The following is an 18,403-nucleotide window of genomic DNA, read 5'->3' as shown; positions in this document are numbered from 1 at the left end:
CAAACGGCATGCCCGGGGTGTTGCAGCCGGGTTGGAAAACGCTCAGGGCCGCGGTGAAAAAGCAGCTTCGGCGCGCACGGCTTCCCGAGGGCCGCGCACCTGCGGCAGGCAGTCGGGATATTCCCGCTGGATAAAGGTGACGAGCGCTTCCCGCACCCGGCAGCGCAGGTCGAACGCCAAGCCCGACGACCGGGCGGAGACGAGCACGCGGATCTGGACGGTGCGCTCGGTCACGTCGGTGAGCTGCAGCACTTTCACGCGCTGGTCCCACTCCGGGGCCGTTTCAAGCACCCGGGACAGCTCGGCGCGCAGCGGGTCCAGCGGCAGGCGGTAGTCGGCGTAGAGAAAGACGGTACCCAGAATCTGCGAACTGGTGCGGGTCCAGTTCTGAAAGGGGTTCTCGATGAACCACTGCAGCGGAATGATGAGGCGCCGCTCGTCCCAGATCGCCAGCACCACGTACGTGCCGGTGATTTCTTCCACGCGGCCCCATTCCCCTTCGACGATGAGCACGTCGTCGATGCGGATCGGCTGCGCCAGGGCGATCTGCAATCCCGCGATGATGTTGCTGAAGACGGGGCGCGCGGCGATCCCCGCCACGATCCCGACCACCCCGGCGGAGGCCAGCAAGCTCGCGCCCACCTGCCGTGCGCCAGGAAAGGTCATGAGCATCAGAGACAGCGCGGCCATCAGCACGGCCGTCATTGCGGTGCGGGACAGCACCCGCGCCTGGGTGGCGATGCGCCGCGCGGTCAGGTTGTCTTCCACGTTCGCCGGATGGCGGGCGATCAGCCCCTCCGCCACACCGCCGATGGCCGAGATCAGCGCCCAGGCGGTCACCGCGATCAGTGCCAGCCCGTTCACGTGGCGCACCGTCCCGATGTGCAGCAGCGTTTCCGCCGCAGCCACCCAGACGACCTGCATGGCGAACAGCGGCAGCAGCACCCGCATGGCCGGAATGCATGCCTGCACCACCGTGTGCAGCATGGGCAGCCCCCGCGTGGCACGAAGCGCGAGCAGGGCGGTGATGCGGTGGGTGATGGCACCGACGAAGGCAGCGAGGCTGGCGCCCAGCAAAGTGGCGAGCCAGGGAGACAGTGACAGCAAATCGAGCATCGTTGGGAAGGTTCCTTGAACAAAAAGGGGGAAGGGAAAACAGGGCAGCGGCTGGAGGCATCGCACAGGTTCGGTGCGCCACCCAATACAGGGCGAGGCGCTACCGCCCGCTGAAACTCGGCACGGCACGGCAAGGATCAGGCCAGCCCAAGCACAGTCCACCAGCGCCAAGAGAACCGCGGTAGAACCACGGGTACATCCCGATTCCATCGGCGCAGCTTGGATGTAAAAGATTCCAGGAATCTGTTACGTTTTGACATACTGCAGGGCGTAAGCCCTTCGGGGCTGTCCAGACCAGTATGTGTGTGTCCTGCCGCCAGGGAAGGTTCAAAGCGACTGTGATGGTGACTTCCGGATTGTTTTGCGTGCGCACCGTGTTTGCGGTGCGTGCCGTGCGTGTTGTGTGTGCCGAAGGGACTGTCGGCGCGGGGGCTCGAGGCTGCTTCCAGCCTGCGATGGCGTGGAGCGCCCGCCCATGGCGATGACGCCCCGCCAAGGTGGCATCGGGGCCCTGCAGGACCACGCCATCGGCGACCGGCGGTGGCGCCACGGCGCCGCGCTGGTCATTGCACTGGCGCTGCTGGGGGCCTGGCTTCTGGTGGAGACGGTGGCGCACGTGCGCGCTTCGGGCCGTGCCGAAGAGCGCGTCCGCCAGCTGTCGCACACGGCCGATTCGCTGCTCAACCAGAGCATGGGCAGCCCCATCCTCGGCGCGGTCACGCTGCTGGGTTTGAGCGAACCGGCTTTGAAGGAGGTCGCGACCGGCGAACTGGCGCCCGACGCCCCGCAGGTGCTCGCGCGTCTGGCCGTGGTGCGCGGGCGGTTTCTGATGAGCGGCGTGTACGTGCTCTCGCGCGATGGCACCGTGGTCGCCCATGAGACCCCGGGCGTGCCGTCCACGGGCATCAACCTGGCCTACCGCCCGTACTTTCAGCAGGCGATCCGCGGTGGCGTGAACGTGTATCCGGCGCTGGGCAGCAACACGCAGGAACGTGGCCTGTACTACGCCGCGCCGCTGTACGAGGGCGACTCGCCGGCCAGTGCCATCATCGGCGTGGTGATGGTGAAGGTGCCGTTCGACGCATTCGATGCGCAGATGGCGCGCGCCGGCTACCCGATGCTGCTCGTATCGCCCAAAGGCGTGGTGTTCTCGTCCACCCGGCTTGAATGGCGCTACGCCATGGCACCGCCCCTCACGCAGGCGCGCATCGACGCGGTGCGCGATCAGCGGCAGTTCGGCAAGCTCTTCGACAACGGCGTCGCGTCGGCGCTGCCGTTCACGCTCGACGCCCGCGATGTGTCGGTGAATGGCACCACCTACGCGCTCGACAAGCAGGCACTTGACTGGAAAGACCCCGACGGCCTGTGGCAGCTCGTCATGCTGGACGACGTGAGCGCGCTGCTGCCGCCGTCCCGCCGCTGGCTCATCGGCGCCGGCACGTTCGCGCTGCTGCTGTTCATGGGCGGGATGATGCTGGAGATGCTGCGCCACCGCGCGCGCATGGCCTCTGCGATCGAGCGGTTCCAGGTGCTGGGCGCCGCGCTGCAGTCCAGCCCCGTGGCGGTGGTCATCACCGATGCCGACGGGCGCATCGAATGGGTCAACAACGAATACGAGCGCAACAGCGGCCGCACCTTGCAGGAGGTGCGGGGCAAGAAGCCCTCGGTGATCGCCAGCGGGCAGACGCCGCCCGCCACGTACCAGCAGATGTGGGCGCGGCTGCTGTCGGGCCAGTCGTGGCGGGGCGAGTTCATCAACCAGCGCGTGGACGGCACCTTGTTCCATGAAGATGCCACGCTCTCGCCCGTGTTCGACCAGCGCGGCCACCGCATCGCTATCGTGGGGCTGCATGAAGACGTCACCGATCGCATCACCGCCCACCACGAATTGCAGCGGCGCGAGCGCCTGCTCAACGACCTGCTGGCCCAGCAGACCGCCATCTTCGACAACGCCCCGCCCATCCTGCTAGTGTGCGACGGTGCCTTCCGCCAGTTCAACCCGGCGTTCGCCGAACTCATGGGCGGCGCGGGCGCCGATCTGCTGGGCCACCCGCTGTCGCGCATGTTCGGCGGACCGCTGGGCCACGCAGCCTTCCTCGCCCGCACGGGCGCGCGGCTGGACGCGGGCGATGCCGTGCGCGAGGTCTGCACGCTGCACCGGCTGGACGGCTCCACGTTCGAAGCCCGAATCTCCGGCCGCAGCCTGCAGATGGACGGCTTCAGCGATTCGTGCCTGTGGGTCATCGAAGACGTGAGCGAAGCCCGCGCCGCCGAAGAGGCCATGCGCGAGATCAACGACCGCCTGGCGCTGGCGCAAGAGGCGGGCAAGGTCGGCGTGTTCGACCTGGACCTGGCCCGCGACCACCTGGTGTGGAGCGACAAGCTGGAGTCGCTGTATGGCGCGCCCCCGCAGCCTCAGGGGCGCCGCCTGCAGGACTGGCTGGACCGCGTGCACCCCGAAGACCGCGCCCGTGCCCAGGCGCGCATGGACGCCGCGCTGGCCGGCAGCGACGCGCACCTGCAAGACTCCTGGCGCGTGGTGCGCCACGACGGCGAGGTGCGCTGGTTCCTGTGCGCCGCACGCATCCTGCGTGACGAAGAAGGCCGGGCGCGGCGACTCATCGGCGTGCAGGTGGACGTGAACGACCAGAAGCTTCTGGAGGCGCAGGTGGCCGAGCAGCTGGTGTTCCAGCAGGCGCTGATCGACGCGATTCCCGTGCCCCTTTTCTACAAGGACGCCGACGGTCGCTACGTGGGCTTCAACCGCGCGTACGAGCGCGCCTTCGGCGTGCGCCGCGACGACCTCATCGGCCGCACGGTGCTGGACCTGCACTACCTCTCCGAAGCCGAGCGGTCGGCCTTCGACTCGGACACGCAGTTCGCCCTGGGCGGCGCGCAGTCGCTGCACAAGGAGGTGGATCTGCCCTATGCCGACGGTCAGATCCATCACACGCTGTTCTGGCTGCACGGCTTTCAGCGGCCCGACGGCACGCCGGGAGGGGCCATCGGCACGTTCGTGGACATCACCGACCGACAGCGCGCCGAGATCGAGTTGCGCCGTGCCAAGGAAATGGCGGAGGAAACCACCGCGCTCAAGTCGAATTTTTTGGCCAACATGAGCCATGAGATCCGCACGCCGATGAACGCCATCATCGGCATGTCGCACCTGGCGCTCAAATCGGGGCTCACGCCGCGCCAGAGCGACTACGTGGGCAAGATCCAGCAGGCCGGCCAGCACCTGCTGGGGGTGATCAACGACATTTTGGATTTCTCCAAGATCGAGGCCGGCAAGCTCATCGTCGAAAAACAGCCCTTCGTGCTCGACCGCATGCTGGAGGGCGTGGCCGACGTGGTGGGCTACAAGGCCGGCGTGAAGGGGCTGGAGCTGGTGCTGGACGCCGCCGCCGACGTGCCCACGCACCTCGTGGGCGATGCGCTGCGGCTGGGGCAGATCCTCATCAACTTCGCCAACAACGCCATCAAGTTCACCGAGCGCGGCGAGATCCACATCCTCGTGCGCCTGCTGGAGCGGGCCGGGCAGCGGGTGCTGCTGCGCTTCGAGGTGCGCGACACCGGCATCGGCATGGCGAGCGAGCAGATGGGCCGGCTGTTCCAGAGCTTCCAGCAGGCCGATGCCTCCACCACGCGGCGTTACGGCGGCACGGGGCTGGGGCTTGCCATCTGCAAGAACCTCGCCGAACTCATGGGCGGCGAGGTCGGGGCCGAGAGCGATCTGGGCAAGGGCTCGGCCTTCTGGGTCACGCTGCCGCTCGAATGCGCCGAAAGCGTTCCGGTCATGCCGCCGCCGCCCGGCATGCGCGGCAGCCGCGTGCTCGTGGTGGACGACAACCACACCGCCGCCACCGTGCTGTCCGACATGCTGCAGGCCATGGGCTTCGAGACCACCGAAGTGCAGTCCGGCCTGCAGGCGCTGGCCGCGCTGCGCCAGGGCATCGACGAACAGCACCCCTACGGCCTGCTGCTGATCGACTGGCACATGCCCGGCATGGACGGCATCGAGCTGGCCCGGCGCATCCGCGAGATCGGCATGGCGCGGGTGCCGCAGATGCTGATGGTCACCGCCTACGGGCGCGAAGAGGTCATGGTCGCGGCGCGCGAGCAGGGCATCGAGACCGTGCTCGTCAAGCCGGTCAGCGCCTCGCTGCTGTACGACACGCTCATGCAGCCGCTGGAGCACGGCTGGATGCCCACGCAGGCCCATCTGGCGCAGCCCGGCAGCGACCAGCCGCCGCTGTCGGTGCGTGGCGCCTCGGTGCTGCTGGTGGAAGACAACGAGCTGAATCAACTCGTGGCGCTGGAGCTGCTGCGCGACGCCGGCTTCGTGGTGGACGTGGCGGCGCACGGCCAGGCCGCGCTCGAATGCATCGAGCGCCAGGACTACGACGCGGTGCTCATGGACATGCAGATGCCGGTGATGGATGGCGAAACCGCCACGCGCCAGCTGCGCTCCGACCCGCGCCATTCCCACCTGCCGGTGATCGCCATGACGGCCAACGCCATGGAGCCCGATCGCCAGCGCTGCTTTGCCGCCGGCATGAACGACCACGTGCCCAAGCCCATCGAGCCGGCCGTGCTGTGGCGGGCGTTGGCCCGGTGGATCCGGCCGCGCCCCGGGCTGGGCGTGCGGATGGATGGGGCAGGGTCGGGGGCTGCGGCGCCAGAAGCGGGCGGCCAGCGCCCGATCGCTCCCGCCCCCGGTTTCGTCCTGGCCGGCAAGGGCACCGAGGCGGGGCAGGGCTCGGCTTTGACCGCAGCACCGCCGCTGCCCTATGGCGTGCCGGGGCTCGACACGGCCCTGGGCCTGCAGCGCGCGCTCGGCCGCCCGGCGCTGTATGCCGACATGCTGCGCCGCTTCGCCGACGGCCAGCGGCACGCGGCGCGCGACGTGTCCGGCGCGGTGCGGGCGCAGGACTGGGAACTGGCCGAGCGGCTGGCGCACACGCTGCGCTCGGTGGCGGCCAACATCGGCGCGCAGCCGCTGTCCGACGAAGCCCAGGCGCTCGAACAAGCCTTGCGCAGCGGCCAGCGCAGCGCAGCGCTGCAGCGCCTGTGCGACGGTGTGGACCGGCGCCTGGCCGAACTGCTGGCAGGGCTGGACGCCTGGGCCTCGGCGGGGCCGGAATCGAGCGCCATGACGGCCGAGCCGGCCGCGCTGCAGGACTTGCAGCCCGCGCTGCAGCGCCTTCGGATGTTGCTGCAAGCCGACGATCCGGCCGCGGTGGACCATCTGCAGCAAAATAGGCCGCTGTTGGAGCGTGCGTTGGGCGCGGCATTCGCCGCGCTGGAATCGGATACCCGGAGTTTCGAGTTTGAGCGGGCCCTGGAAACGCTGCATGCCGCGGTGGGACCGGCCCTCGACAGGCCAGCGCCTTTGCCAGGCGGGCCGGCATGACAGGACACCCCCATGGACATTCCCCACTTCTATGCCGACGAGTCCCTTTTTGTCGAAAAGCCCATCGCCACGGTGCTGGTGGTGGACGACACGCCGGACAACCTCACGCTCATGGGCACGCTGCTGCGCGACCATTACCACGTCAAGGTGGCCAACCAGGGCGAGAAGGCGCTGCGCATCGCCCAGTCGTCCCCGCCGCCCGACCTGATCCTGCTGGACATCATGATGCCGGGCATCGACGGCTACGAGGTCTGCCGCCAGCTCAAGGCGCATCCGCAGTCGCGCGACATTCCGGTCATCTTCCTCACGGCGCGCTCCACCTCGGACGATGAACGCACGGGCCTCGCGGCCGGTGCGGTGGACTACATCACCAAGCCGATCAGCCCGCCGATCCTGCTGGCGCGCGTGCACACGCATTTGGCGCTCAAGGCCACGGCCGACTTCCTGCGCGACAAGAGCGCTTATCTTGAGCGCGAGGTGGCCATGCGCACGCTGGAGGTGCAGGCCATCCAGGACGTGACCATCATGGCGATGACCTCGCTGGCCGAGACGCGCGACAACGAAACGGGCAACCACATCCGGCGCACGCAGCTGTACGTGAAGGCGCTGGCCGAGCACCTGCGCCAGCACCCGCGCTTCGAAAACACGCTGACCGAACGCATGATCGAGCTGCTGTACAAGTCGGCGCCCCTGCACGACATCGGCAAGATCGGCATTCCCGACAGCATTCTGCTCAAGCCCGGCAAGCTCACGGTGGAAGAGTTCGAGGTCATGAAGACGCACACCACGCTCGGGCGCAACGCCATCGAGGACGCCGAGCGCCGCCTGGGCATGCGCGTGGCTTTCTTGAGCGTGTCCAAGGAAATCGCCTACAGCCACCAGGAGAAGTGGGACGGCAGCGGCTACCCGGAAGGCCTGGCCGGCGATGCCATTCCGGTATCGGCCCGGCTCATGGCCGTGGCCGACGTGTACGACGCGCTCATCAGCAAGCGGGTCTACAAGCCCGAGTATTCGCACGACCAGGCCTGCTCCACCATCCTGCGGGGCCGCGGCACGCATTTCGATCCCGACATGGTGGACGCCTTCGTGGATTTGGCCGACGACTTCCGCGACATCGCGCTCAAGTACCCGGACCCGGAATAGGCGCGCGCACGCGGCACGTGCGCGCCAAGGAAAAAAGGGACTGCCGTTCCGGCCTGGGCCGCAACGGCAGTCCCTTTTCTTTTGTCGTGTGGCTGAGGCGGGTGGGCGCGGTCAGCGAGCGCCGGCTTCGCCATCCTCCACCGGGGTCGCCGGCACCACGTCGTCCAGGCCGTCCGTGGGCAGCGAGAGGTTGGCCGCCGCCTGGCGCACGGCCGCCTTGTCGCCTGCGCTGGCGAACTGGCTGTACTTGGCGAGGATGGGCACCAGCTGGCCGTAGATGCGCGGGGCGCCGGCCAGGCATTCGCGCTGCTCCAGGAAGTCGGCCTCGCCCGTGAAGTTGCCGACCAGGCCGCCGGCCTCGGTCACCAGCAGCGAGCCGGCCGCCACGTCCCAGATCGACAGGCCCGTTTCGAAGAACGCTTCGGTGAAGCCGGCAGCCACGTAGGCGAGGTCCAGCGCGGCGGCACCGGGGCGGCGCAGGCCGGCGGTGCGCTGCATCACGTCGGCCATGATGTTCAGGTAGTTCTTGAAGTTGTCGCCCGGGCGGAACGGAAAGCCGGTGGAGATCAGGCATTCCTTGAGCTGGGTGCGCTTGGAGACGCGGATGCGGCGCTCGTTCAGGTAGGCGCCGCGGCCCTTGGTGGCGGTGAACAGGTCGTTGCGGGTCGGGTCGTAGATCACGGCCTGCTCGACCTTGCCGCGCACGGCCAGGGCGATGCTCACGCAATAGACCGGAAAGCCGTGGATGAAGTTGGTGGTGCCGTCCAGCGGGTCGATGATCCAGACGAACTCCGAATCCTTCGCGCCGTATTCGCTGCCCGATTCCTCGGCCAGGATGCCGTGGCCGGGGTACGCCGTGAGCAGCGTCTCGATGATGATCTTCTCGCTCGCGTGATCCACTTCGGTCACGAAATCGTTGATCTGCTTTTGCGAGATCCGCACGGATTCCACGTCCAGGGCCGCGCGGTTGATGATGGCGCCGGCGGCGCGTGCGGCCTTGATGGCCACGTTGAGCATGGGGTGCAGATTGGTCGACATTGGATTGTGGCGTGGGCCGGGCGGCGCACAGGGGCAGCCCAGCGGTTCAGGAACGGGAATGGCGCCCCGGCGATACGGACGGCGACAATGAGCGCGCGATTTTACCCGTACTGCCTTTTTTACCGACCGCGCGCCCATGAAGACCCGTTTCATCCTCATCCACACCAGCCATGCCGGCAACGTCGGCGCCGCCGCCCGGGCCATGAAAACCATGGGGTTCGATGACCTGGTGCTCGTCGCGCCGCGCTGGGCCAACGTGCTGCGCCGTGAGGAAACCATCCAGCGCGCCAGCGGCGCCCTCGACGTGCTGGAGAACGCCCGCATCGTCGCCACGCTGGACGAGGCCCTGGACGGCATGAGCCACCTGTGCGCCACCGCCATGACCCCGCGCGACTTCGGCCCGCCCACACGCTCGCCGCGCGAGCATTTCGATTTGCTATTAAAAAAGGAGCATTGTCCCCTAGAGGAATATGCGCTGGAGGCCGATTCGGCTCCAACGCCCACGGTCGAGGCGGGCGTGGCTTTCCTGTTCGGCAGCGAGCGCTTCGGCATGGCCAACGACGACGTGTACCGCTGCCACGTGGCGCTCTCCATTCCCACCAACCCCACGTTCGGCTCGCTCAACCTGGGGGCGGCCATCCAGGTCGTCGCGTACGAATGGCGCCTGGCGCTGGGCGGGTTCGCCGCCGGGCCGTCGCATGAGGGCTCAGCCGCACCCACCGAGCGGGCCGACGCCGCGCAGGTGGCCGGCATGCTCGCGCACTGGGAACGCGCGCTGGTGGACATCGGCTTTCTCGACCCCGCCGCGCCCAAGAAGCTCATGCCGCGCCTGAACCAGTTGTTCAACCGCGCGCAACTCACCCCCGAGGAAATCCACATCCTGCGCGGTGTCGCCAAAGCCATGACCGGCGCCGCTCAGCCAAAGCGATAGACTCGCCGGCTCTTTTCCCCGCCCCCACGCCCACCCCCTCGCCACCCCATGTTTGACCGCCTGCGCTCCGACGTCCAGTGCATCCTCGACCGCGACCCCGCCGCGCGCAGCACCTGGGAAGTGGTCACCTGCTACCCCGGCCTGCATGCGATCTGGCTGCACCGCCCGGCGCACTGGTGCTGGCGTCACGGGCTGCCATGGCTGGGGCGCTTCATCTCGCACTTCGCGCGGTGGACGACCGGCATCGAGATCCACCCGGGCGCCAAGATCGGCGAGCGCGTCTTCTTCGACCATGCCATGGGCGTGGTGGTCGGCGAGACGGCCGAAATCGGCGACGGCTGCACCATCTACCAGGGCGTCACACTGGGCGGCACCTCGCTCTACAAGGGCGCCAAGCGCCACCCTACGCTGGGCAAGGACGTGGTCGTGAGCGCGGGCGCCAAGGTGCTGGGCGGCTTCGAGGTGGGCGACGGCGCCAAGATCGGCAGCAATGCCGTCGTCATCAAGCCCGTGCCGCCAGGCGCCACGGCGGTGGGCATTCCGGCCCGCATCATCCCCTCCAAGGCCGGCCAGAGCGCCGACGTGACCGAGCCGCAGGCCGCGCGCCCCTTCACCGCCTACGGCATCACCCAGGAAGACGATCCGCTCTCCCAGGCCATGCGCTGCCTGATCGACAACGCCTCGTCGCAAGAGCGCCAGATCGCGCTGCTGTGGCAGGCCATCGAGAAGCTCTCGGCCAACCCGCAGGCTCCTTCCAAGGACTGCGTGCCCTGCGACGCCGCACGCGAGCAGCAGTTTCAGGCCGACAAGCTCAACGAACTGGTGGGCAAGTAGCCTGCGCTGGCAGAGAGGGCCTTGCACCCGGTGCGGTGCTTCGCTCCTCGCCCTGGGAAATTTGATAAAAAGGCCGCCAGCGCAATCAGCACTAGGGCAGGTAGCTATAAAAGATATAGCGTCAGCGCCGCACGACCGATTTGGGCCGGAACGCCTTGCACACCGCGTCGTGCGTTTCCAGGTACGGCCCGCCGATCAGGTCGATGCAGTAAGGCACGGCGGCGAAGATGCCCGGCACGAGCTGGCCGCCGTCGTCGCCGCGCAGGCCCTCCAGCGTTTCCGCAATCGCCTTGGGCTGGCCGGGCAGGTTGACGATGAGCGTGCTGCCGCGCACCACCGCCACCTGGCGCGACAGGATCGCCGTGGGCACGAAGCGCAGGCCGATCTGGCGCATCTGCTCGCCGAAGCCCGGCATCTCCTTGTGGGCCACGGCCAGCGTGGCCTCGGGCGTCACGTCGCGCAGGGCGGGGCCCGTGCCGCCCGTGGTCAGCACCAGGCTGCAGCCGGCGGTGTCGGCCAGTTCGATCAGCGTGGCGCTGATGGTGGCCTGGTCGTCGGGAATCAGCCGGGCCTCGAAGGCGATGGGGTTGCGCAGCGCGCGGGTCAGCCAGTCCTGCAGGGCGGGCAGGCCCTTGTCTTCATAGACGCCGGTGCTGGCCCGGTCGCTGATGGAGACGATGCCGATGCGCACCGGGTCGCTCGGTCCGCCAGCGGCAGCATGAAGGGGCGCTGCGGCGGGGGCGTCAGGCATCGCGGCCGGTCTCTTCGTGGCGGGCGTGGATCGCGGCTTCCTCCAGCTGTTCGCGCACGAGCTGGAAGAGTTCGCGGTAGGCGCGGCCCTTGCGAGGCGCGAGGCCTTCTGAGACCTGCACGTTGGCGACCTTGCCCTCGGGCTGCGCGTCCTTGCGCGCCTGGCGGATCAGCGCGCGGATCTGCTGCGTGTCGGTGCGCGGAAAGCGCTCCAGCCAGTCGGGCAGCGCGTCGTCGTCGGCGATGAGCCGGTCGCGCCAGCGCTCGGCCGCATGCAGGGCGAGCTTTTCGGCGGCGGAGCCGTTGTGCTGCTCGTCGAGCGCGGCCTGCGCGGCGGCCACGACGGTGGGGTCGAGCTGGCGCATGATCTTGCCGACGTACTGCATCTGGCGGCGCTTGCCTTCGAAGTTGGTGATGCGCCGGGCCTCGGCCAGGGCATCGCGCAGCTTCTCGGGCAGTTGCACGCGTTCCATCAGGTCGGCGCGCAGGGTGAGCAGGTCTTCGCCCAGTTTCTGCAGTGCATCGCTTTCGCGCTTCAGGTCGGTCCTGCTCGCTTCGTGCGTGCCTTTGAGCTCGGCTTTCAGTTCGATGTCCAGCTCGCTGCCTTCGGCAACGAACTGGCCTCGCACGTAGTAGCCTTTTTTGGGTTTGCGTGACATGGTGGGGGGCAATGGGAGGGGCACTCGTGTGCCCAAACAGGCTTCGGCACGGAGGCGCCGAAGGCGGCAAGTATCATAGCCGCCGATATGAATACACCCAGCCCACGCGCCGCCGGCGCCGCCCCGAAGACACCCGACAGCGGTTTCAGCTACACCCGCCCGTTTTTCGAAGACCTCGTGGACCGAGCCCTGGCGCATGCCAGGAAGCTGGGCGCGACCGATGCCGGCGCCGAGGCCTCCGAGGGCTGCGGCCTGTCGGTCAGCGTGCGCAAGGGCGAGCTGGAGAACGTCGAGCGCAACCGCGACAAGTCGCTGGGCGTGACGGTGTACATCGGCCACCGGCGCGGCAACGCCAGCACGTCGGACTTTTCCGGCGCCGCCATCGAGCAGACCGTGCAGGCCGCCTACGACATCGCCCGCTTCACCGCGGAAGACCCGGTGGCCGGCCTGCCGGACGAAGCCGACATCGCGCCCGCCGATTCGCACCGCGAGCTGGAGCTGTTCCACCCCTGGGCCGTGACCAGCGAAGAGGCCGCGCGCATCGCCATGGAGTGCGAGGCCGCCGCGCTCAAGACCAGCCGCCGAATCACCAACAGCGAAGGCGCGGGCGTATCGGCCCAGCAGAGCCACTTCTTCAGCGCCCACACGCGCGGTTTTCGCGGCGGCTATGCCAGCTCGCGCCACAGCCTGTCGGTGGCGCCCATCGCCGCATTGCCGGGCCGCAATGCCGACATGCAGCGCGACGCCTGGTACAGCTCCATGCGCGACGCGGCCGATCTGGCCGCCCCCGCCACGGTGGGCCGCTACGCGGCCGAGCGCGCCCTGAGCCGCCTGGGCAGCCGCAAGATCCCCACCACGCAATGCCCCGTGCTGTTCGAGTCGCCCCTGGCGTCCGGCCTGCTGGGCGGCTTCGTGCAGGCCATCAGCGGCGGCGCGCTGTACCGCAAGAGCACCTTCCTGCTCGACTCGCTGGGCAAGCAGGTGCTGCCCAAGCACATCGACGTGATGGAAGACCCGTTCGTGCTGCGCGGCAAGGGCAGCTCGCCGTTCGACGACGAAGGCGTGCGCGTGTCCGCCCGCAAGGTGGTCGATGCCGGCCGCGTGGAGGGCTACTTCCTCTCCAGCTACTCGGCGCGCAAGCTGGGCATGAAGACCACCGGCAATTCGGGCGGCTCGCACAACCTCACGCTCACCTCGCGCCGCACCCGGCCGGGCGACGACCTGGACGCCATGCTGAAGAAGCTGGGCACGGGCCTCTTCGTCATCGAACTCATGGGGCAGGGCGTGAACTACGTGACGGGCGACTACTCGCGCGGTGCCAGCGGCTTCTGGGTAGAGAACGGCGAGATCGCCTTCCCCGTGCACGAAATCACCATCGCCGGCAACCTGAAGGACATGCTCAAGGGCATCGAAGCCGTGGGCGCCGATGCCTACAACTACGGTGCCAAGACGGTGGGCTCGATCCTCGTGAACCGCATGAAGGTGGCAGGCAGCTGAGGCGCCTGGCCGGCGCTGGAGCCTGTCGGTGCTGGCGACGCAGGCTTAGTACGCTGCGCCAGGTGGCGGTGTACCTGCCGCCGAAACCCCGCTGAATTGCGCGCGCAGCTTGCGCGCCGCGCCGACGAACATCAGCACATCCACCCCCACCGCCACGAAGGTGCAGCCCAGGTCCAGGTAGCGCTGCGCCAGCACCGGGTCGGAGGTGAGCGTGCCGGCGGCCTTGCCGCTGGCGATGATCTTCCGCATGGCGCCTTCGATGGCGGCCTGCACCTCGGGGTGGCCGGGGTTGCCGCGGTGGCCCATCGATGCCGCCAGGTCGGCGGGGCCGATGAAGACGCCGTGCATGCCGTCCACCGCGCAGATGGCGGGCAGGTTCTCAGAACGTGTTCACGATCTCCTGAGCAGCAGAGCGAGGAAAGCCAGATGTACGAACTGCAGGCTGGTATTGAGCAGCCGCTCGCAGTTCTTCCACAGCCGCCTGTTCTTCTCCAGCCAGGCAAAGCTGCGCTCGACGATCCAGCGCTTGGGCATGACTTTGAACGTGTGCAGTTCGCTGCGCTTGGCGATCTGCACTGTCACATGCCCGCCCAGGATTTCCTGCACACCTTGCGCGAAGGGCTGGCCAACATAGCCGCTATCGGCGAGCAGGCTTTGCACCCGGCTCAGCGTGGGTTTGCAGCGCGTGAGCGCCAGCAGTGCTCCCTTGCGATCCGTCACCTCGGCCGTCGTCACCGCCACCGCGTGCGGCAGCCCTTGCGTATCCACCGCGATGTGGCGCTCGATGCCCGAGACCTTCTTGCCTGCGTCATAGCCCTTCAAGGCCGCCGTGTCAGTGTTCTTCACACTCTGCGCGTCGATGATCAAGAACGCGCTTGAGGCGTTTCGCCCCAGTCTCCCACGGGCCGCGCCAACCTGATTTTTTCAAAGCCTGCTCAAGCAGGCTAACGCCCTGATCATCGGGCAGGCTCCACTTGGCGAAGTACGAATGCACGGTGCGCCACTTGGGAAGATCGCTGGGCAGTGCCCTCCATTGGCACCCTGTGCGCAGCAGATACAGCACCGCGCACCACACCTCGTACAAGTCAACGGTGCGTGGCTTGGTCTTCTTGCGCGCACTCTCCAGCATCGGCTTGATGATCTCGAATTGCTCGCGGCTCGTATCGCTGGGATATTTCTTGGTTCGCACCTCGTCATTGTCAGTGATCAGACAAAGATCGTGAACACGTTCTTACAAGTCGCGCTGCTTCGCCAAGTTGCTGCGCCGCCTGGGTATCAGGCACATACGAACCCGGCCCTACACACCCAGGACCAACGGCAAGGCCGAGCGGTTCATCCAGACGTTGCTGCGCGAGTGGGCTTATGCCTTCACTTACCCCAGCTCAGACCATCGCGCACGCCAGTTGCAGCCCTGGATGTACCACTACAACTTCCATCGGCCACACTCTGCCACTTCACATCGCCCTCCCATCACTCGCCTTGGCTTCGAGGGGAATAACGTGTTGAGAAACTACACCTAACCGTTCGACTGACCGTGTTTGTGCAACAAAGCCGAATCACGCGATGCATGACGGTCATGCCGGTAGAATCGCGTTTTTAACAGTCTCCTACTTTCTCATGTCCGCTTGGGTCCTGCCGGATCACATTGCCGATGTTTTGCCTTCTGAGGCTCGGCACATCGAAGAATTGCGTCGTGGTCTGATCGACAAGGCTCAAAGCTATGGCTATGAGCTAGTCATGCCTCCCTTGATGGAGCATCTTGAGTCTTTGCTGACAGGCGCAGGAGAAGCGCTTGATCTTCAAACCTTCAAGCTAGTTGATCAATTGTCTGGAAGATCGATGGGACTGCGTGCTGACATGACGCAGCAAGTTGCTCGAATTGATTCGCATCTTTTAAACCGAAAAGGCGTCACTCGTCTTTGTTATTGCGGCCCCGTTCTTCATACAAAACCAGATCGACCTCACGCGACGCGAGAGCCCCTCCAATTTGGCGCCGAGATTTATGGTCACGCAGGCATCGACGCCGACATAGAAGCGGCTTTGTTAGCTCTGCAATGCTTGGATGTTGTGGGAGTGCATGATACGAGTGTGGACTTGGCTGATGTGCGTATCGTACGTCGTCTTCTTTCCGAAATATCTCCTGATCTTCAGACCGTCCGTAAGGTGAACGCAGCGCTGGCTGCTAAGGACGCCAACGAACTTGCAAGGATTACAAAATCCTTCCCCGAGGCCTCACGCAAGGGGCTGCAAGCACTGCTGCAGCTATATGGTGACGAGTCTGTATTGGATGAAGCAGGAAAAGTCTTGAGCCATGTGCCGGGTGTTGATGAAATATTGTCCAATTTACGACTCATGGCATCACACTTGGCTGGAGCAAAAGTTACGTTTGATCTGGCGGATTTACGAGGGTATGCGTATTACAGCGGAGCTAGATTCACCATTTACGTGAAAGGTGCTAGCGACGCCGTGGTTCGTGGAGGACGGTACGACGAAGTCGGATCTGTTTTTGGGCGTAACCGTCCTGCTGCTGGCTTTAGTTTAGATATCAAGCAGGTAGTTGGTGTAGTTTCACCTCCAACTTTAAAAGCGGCTATCCGAGCTCCTTGGAGGCAGGACTTTGAAATTAATGCCGCTATTGCGGATTTGCGGGACCAAGGCGAAACAGTTATTTGTGTATTGCCCGGGCACGAGAGCGAAGTCGACGAATTTCGTTGTGATCGTGAATTGAAAAAGGTTGCAGGCCGTTGGGTTGTGCAAATCATCTGAAGCATTAGATACATTGAATCGGGTTTGAAATGAAAGCAACCAAAGGTCGTAACGTTGTCGTTGTGGGTACCCAATGGGGTGACGAAGGCAAGGGCAAGCTAGTTGATTGGCTCACTGAGAGTGCCCAAGGAGTTGTCCGTTTTCAAGGTGGACACAATGCCGGCCATACCTTAGTTATTAATGGTGTAAAAACAGCATTGCATCTTATTCCTAGTGGAATAATGCGACCCGGAGTTAAGTGCTATATTGGCAATGGGGTTGTTTTATCTGTAGCCAAACTTTTTGAAGAAATTGAAGGTTTGGAAAAGGCAGGTGTAGAAGTTAGATCACGATTACGGGTGAGTGAGGCATGCCCGCTTATTCTCCCTTTTCATGTGGCGCTTGACGTTGCTCGGGAAGCGGCTCGGCAAGATAAAGGCGCTGAAAAAATAGGAACAACAGGGCGTGGCATTGGCCCGGCGTATGAGGATAAAATCGCTCGGCGAGCGCTTCGCGTGCAGGATTTGAAATATCCCGAGAGGTTTGCTGAAAAGCTGCGCGAGTTGTTGTATTTACATAATCATGTGCTGAAAACCTTTTTGGGCTCTGGAAATTTTGTTTTTGGTGACCCGCTGGCTTCATATTTGATTGATGGAGAGGTGCAATTTAACAAGGTGTATGAGGAAGCCATGCTCCACGCTAAATTACTTCTTCCAATGATTGCAGATGTGTCTAGCGAATTAAATTCGGCACATGGCCAGGGCTTGAACTTGCTTTTTGAAGGAGCGCAGGGCACTCTTCTAGACGTTGACCATGGGACATATCCTTATGTCACGTCAAGTAATTGTGTCGCTGGTAATGCTGCTGCTGGATCTGGAGTGGGTCCGGGATTACTTCATTATATTTTGGGAATTACAAAGGCTTACTGCACACGCGTCGGTGGCGGGCCTTTTCCAACTGAGTTAGATTGGGAGGTTCCTAATACGCCCGGTTATCATATGAGCACGGTAGGGGCTGAGAAAGGTGTTACAACTGGGCGTAGCAGGCGCTGTGGTTGGTTTGATGCCGCTTTGCTTAAGCGTAGCGCTCAGGTGAACGGACTTTCAGGATTGTGCATTACAAAGCTTGATGTGTTGGATGGTCTTCCAGAATTGAAACTTTGTATTGAATATGAACTTGATGGAAAGCGGGTTGACATTCTTCCAATGGGTGCTGAGGAAATATCTCGATGTGTTCCTATTTACGAATTAATTCCAGGATGGTCCGGTAGCACAGTTGGAGTAACTGAATATGGAGAATTGCCAACTAACGCAAGAAGATATTTGGAGAGAATTGAAGAGGTGACTGGGGTACCTATAGCTATGGTTTCAACTAGTCCTGATCGCGATCATACGATAACCATCCATCATCCTTATGCAATAGATGTTTAACGTCTTTTAGTGTGAGTTTTGTTTGGCATCAGGAGCGCTCCATGTTGACGGAAGATGGTAAGCATTTATATGTGAGTTATGATGAATATCATAATCTGATTGAGAAATTAGCGTTAAAGATACATCAATCGGGGTGGGATTTTGACACCATTCTTTGCTTGGCTCGCGGAGGGCTGCGCCCCGGGGATATTTTGAGTCGTATCTTTGGAAAGCCGCTGGCGATCATGTCTACGAGTTCTTATCGCGCGGAAGCGGGGACGGTGCAAGGCCACCTAGATATAGCTCGATTTATTACAACACCAAAGGGCGAAATTGCTGGAAAAGTGCTGTTGGTTGATGATTTGGCCGACTCTGGGCACACTTTAAGTGCTGTAGTTTCGCTGTTGAAAGGTCAATACGCACCCATCACGGAATTACGCACTGCAGTGATTTGGATCAAGGCTATTTCTACTTTTACTTCTGATTATTCAGTTGAATTTCTTGCAACAAATCCATGGATTCATCAGCCTTTCGAAGGGTATGATAATTTAAGCGCTGGAAATTTGATGGATAAATGGATGGTATGATTTTATTAAATAAATCATGAAGCTGCGCATTTTTTATGAGGACGCCCTTTTTGTAATGTTTTAATTTACCTCGACTGCTTTGAGCCTGTCCGGATTTTTGGGAACCTCTCAAAACCCAGCCGGTCGCTTGTTGACCAAGACCAGCTAACCCATTCCCCGTAGCGCCCTGAAGTTCGACCTGTTCGCGCAGGCTTCGCGCCAGCACAAGAGAGATGAGGTGGGCGATCCGCTGCAAGCGATCGCGCGGCACATCGACTTCGGCGAACTGGCCCGGCTGGTGG

The 18,403-nt window shown here is 64.0% G+C and carries 14 protein-coding genes and 2 pseudogenes; 9 read left to right on the top strand and 7 right to left on the bottom strand.

The features are described from left to right. Positions 1-42: 42 nt before the first annotated feature. Complete coding sequence (locus AVHM3334_RS20525) at positions 43-1,116, bottom strand: mechanosensitive ion channel family protein (protein WP_284415359.1); 1,074 nt, start codon at positions 1,114-1,116, stop codon at positions 43-45. A 481-nt stretch (positions 1,117-1,597) separates the two neighbouring features. Between AVHM3334_RS20525 and AVHM3334_RS20520 the strand changes: the two genes are divergently transcribed. Both AVHM3334_RS20520 and AVHM3334_RS20515 read left to right on the top strand, forming a co-directional pair. Further along, positions 1,598-6,529 carry a response regulator gene (locus AVHM3334_RS20520; RefSeq protein WP_502869958.1) on the top strand — a complete coding sequence of 1,644 codons (4,932 nt, stop codon included), beginning with the start codon at positions 1,598-1,600 and terminating at the stop codon, positions 6,527-6,529. 12 nt (positions 6,530-6,541) lie between these two features. Beyond that, the gene (locus AVHM3334_RS20515; RefSeq protein ID WP_284415357.1) at positions 6,542-7,672 is read left to right on the top strand and encodes a response regulator; all 1,131 of its coding nucleotides are present in this window, start codon (positions 6,542-6,544) and stop codon (positions 7,670-7,672) included. A gap of 111 nt (positions 7,673-7,783) precedes the next feature. Here AVHM3334_RS20515 and AVHM3334_RS20510 read toward each other — a convergent pair whose 3' ends face one another. After that, positions 7,784-8,710 carry an inositol monophosphatase family protein gene (locus tag AVHM3334_RS20510; protein ID WP_284415356.1) on the bottom strand — a complete coding sequence of 309 codons (927 nt, stop codon included), beginning with the start codon at positions 8,708-8,710 and terminating at the stop codon, positions 7,784-7,786. A gap of 136 nt (positions 8,711-8,846) precedes the next feature. Between AVHM3334_RS20510 and AVHM3334_RS20505 the strand changes: the two genes are divergently transcribed. Continuing rightward, a complete protein-coding gene (locus tag AVHM3334_RS20505) occupies positions 8,847-9,641 on the top strand; it encodes an RNA methyltransferase (RefSeq protein ID WP_284415355.1) in 795 nt (264 codons plus the stop codon). Between the two features lie 48 nt (positions 9,642-9,689). After that, the gene (gene cysE / locus AVHM3334_RS20500; RefSeq protein ID WP_284415354.1) at positions 9,690-10,475 is read left to right on the top strand and encodes a serine O-acetyltransferase; all 786 of its coding nucleotides are present in this window, start codon (positions 9,690-9,692) and stop codon (positions 10,473-10,475) included. Between the two features lie 121 nt (positions 10,476-10,596). On the opposite strand, the gene mog is transcribed toward cysE, so the two are convergent. After that, a complete protein-coding gene (mog, locus tag AVHM3334_RS20495; protein WP_284415353.1) occupies positions 10,597-11,226 on the bottom strand; it encodes a molybdopterin adenylyltransferase in 630 nt (209 codons plus the stop codon). After that, on the bottom strand, positions 11,219-11,884 hold the full coding sequence (gene yjgA / locus AVHM3334_RS20490; protein ID WP_092746060.1) for a ribosome biogenesis factor YjgA: 666 nt from the start codon (positions 11,882-11,884) through the stop codon (positions 11,219-11,221). Before yjgA ends, mog begins: the two co-directional genes overlap by 8 nt. Positions 11,885-11,971: 87 nt before the next feature. Between yjgA and pmbA the strand changes: the two genes are divergently transcribed. Beyond that, positions 11,972-13,381 carry a metalloprotease PmbA gene (gene pmbA, locus AVHM3334_RS20485; protein ID WP_284415352.1) on the top strand — a complete coding sequence of 470 codons (1,410 nt, stop codon included), beginning with the start codon at positions 11,972-11,974 and terminating at the stop codon, positions 13,379-13,381. 45 nt (positions 13,382-13,426) lie between these two features. Here the strand turns inward: pmbA and AVHM3334_RS20480 are convergent. Both AVHM3334_RS20480 and AVHM3334_RS20475 read right to left on the bottom strand, forming a co-directional pair. Next, positions 13,427-13,762, bottom strand: a pseudogene (locus AVHM3334_RS20480) (aldolase/citrate lyase family protein); the annotation flags it as partial. A 9-nt stretch (positions 13,763-13,771) separates the two neighbouring features. Continuing rightward, positions 13,772-14,510 (bottom strand): IS5 family transposase gene (locus AVHM3334_RS20475; protein WP_502869957.1). Its coding sequence is split into 2 segments (ribosomal slippage): positions 13,772-14,296 and positions 14,298-14,510, totalling 738 coding nucleotides; the frame shifts between segments, so codons are not numbered across the junction. A 103-nt stretch (positions 14,511-14,613) separates the two neighbouring features. Between AVHM3334_RS20475 and AVHM3334_RS20470 the strand changes: the two are divergent. From AVHM3334_RS20470 to AVHM3334_RS20455, 4 genes and pseudogenes are all read left to right on the top strand, one after another. Continuing rightward, positions 14,614-14,901, top strand: a pseudogene (locus AVHM3334_RS20470) (integrase core domain-containing protein); the annotation flags it as partial. Positions 14,902-14,998: 97 nt separating this feature from the next. Beyond that, a complete protein-coding gene (locus AVHM3334_RS20465; RefSeq protein ID WP_284415372.1) occupies positions 14,999-16,147 on the top strand; it encodes an ATP phosphoribosyltransferase regulatory subunit in 1,149 nt (382 codons plus the stop codon). Between the two features lie 29 nt (positions 16,148-16,176). Next, entirely contained in the window at positions 16,177-17,556 is a 1,380-nt protein-coding gene (locus AVHM3334_RS20460) for an adenylosuccinate synthase (protein ID WP_284415350.1), read from the top strand. A gap of 41 nt (positions 17,557-17,597) precedes the next feature. Beyond that, positions 17,598-18,122, top strand: coding sequence for a phosphoribosyltransferase (locus AVHM3334_RS20455; protein ID WP_284415349.1), 525 nt, complete (start codon positions 17,598-17,600; stop codon positions 18,120-18,122). Here the strand turns inward: AVHM3334_RS20455 and AVHM3334_RS24095 are convergent. After that, a partial coding sequence (locus tag AVHM3334_RS24095; protein ID WP_502869955.1) for a hypothetical protein occupies positions 18,010-18,403 on the bottom strand: 394 nt, incomplete at its 5' end. The genes AVHM3334_RS20455 and AVHM3334_RS24095 overlap by 113 nt on opposite strands.

Source organism: Acidovorax sp. SUPP3334, assembly GCF_030159055.1.
Lineage (GTDB): Bacteria > Pseudomonadota > Gammaproteobacteria > Burkholderiales > Burkholderiaceae_C > Paracidovorax.
Note: the sequence above shows the minus strand (reverse complement) of the source record. Positions and strands in the feature narration are given on the sequence as shown.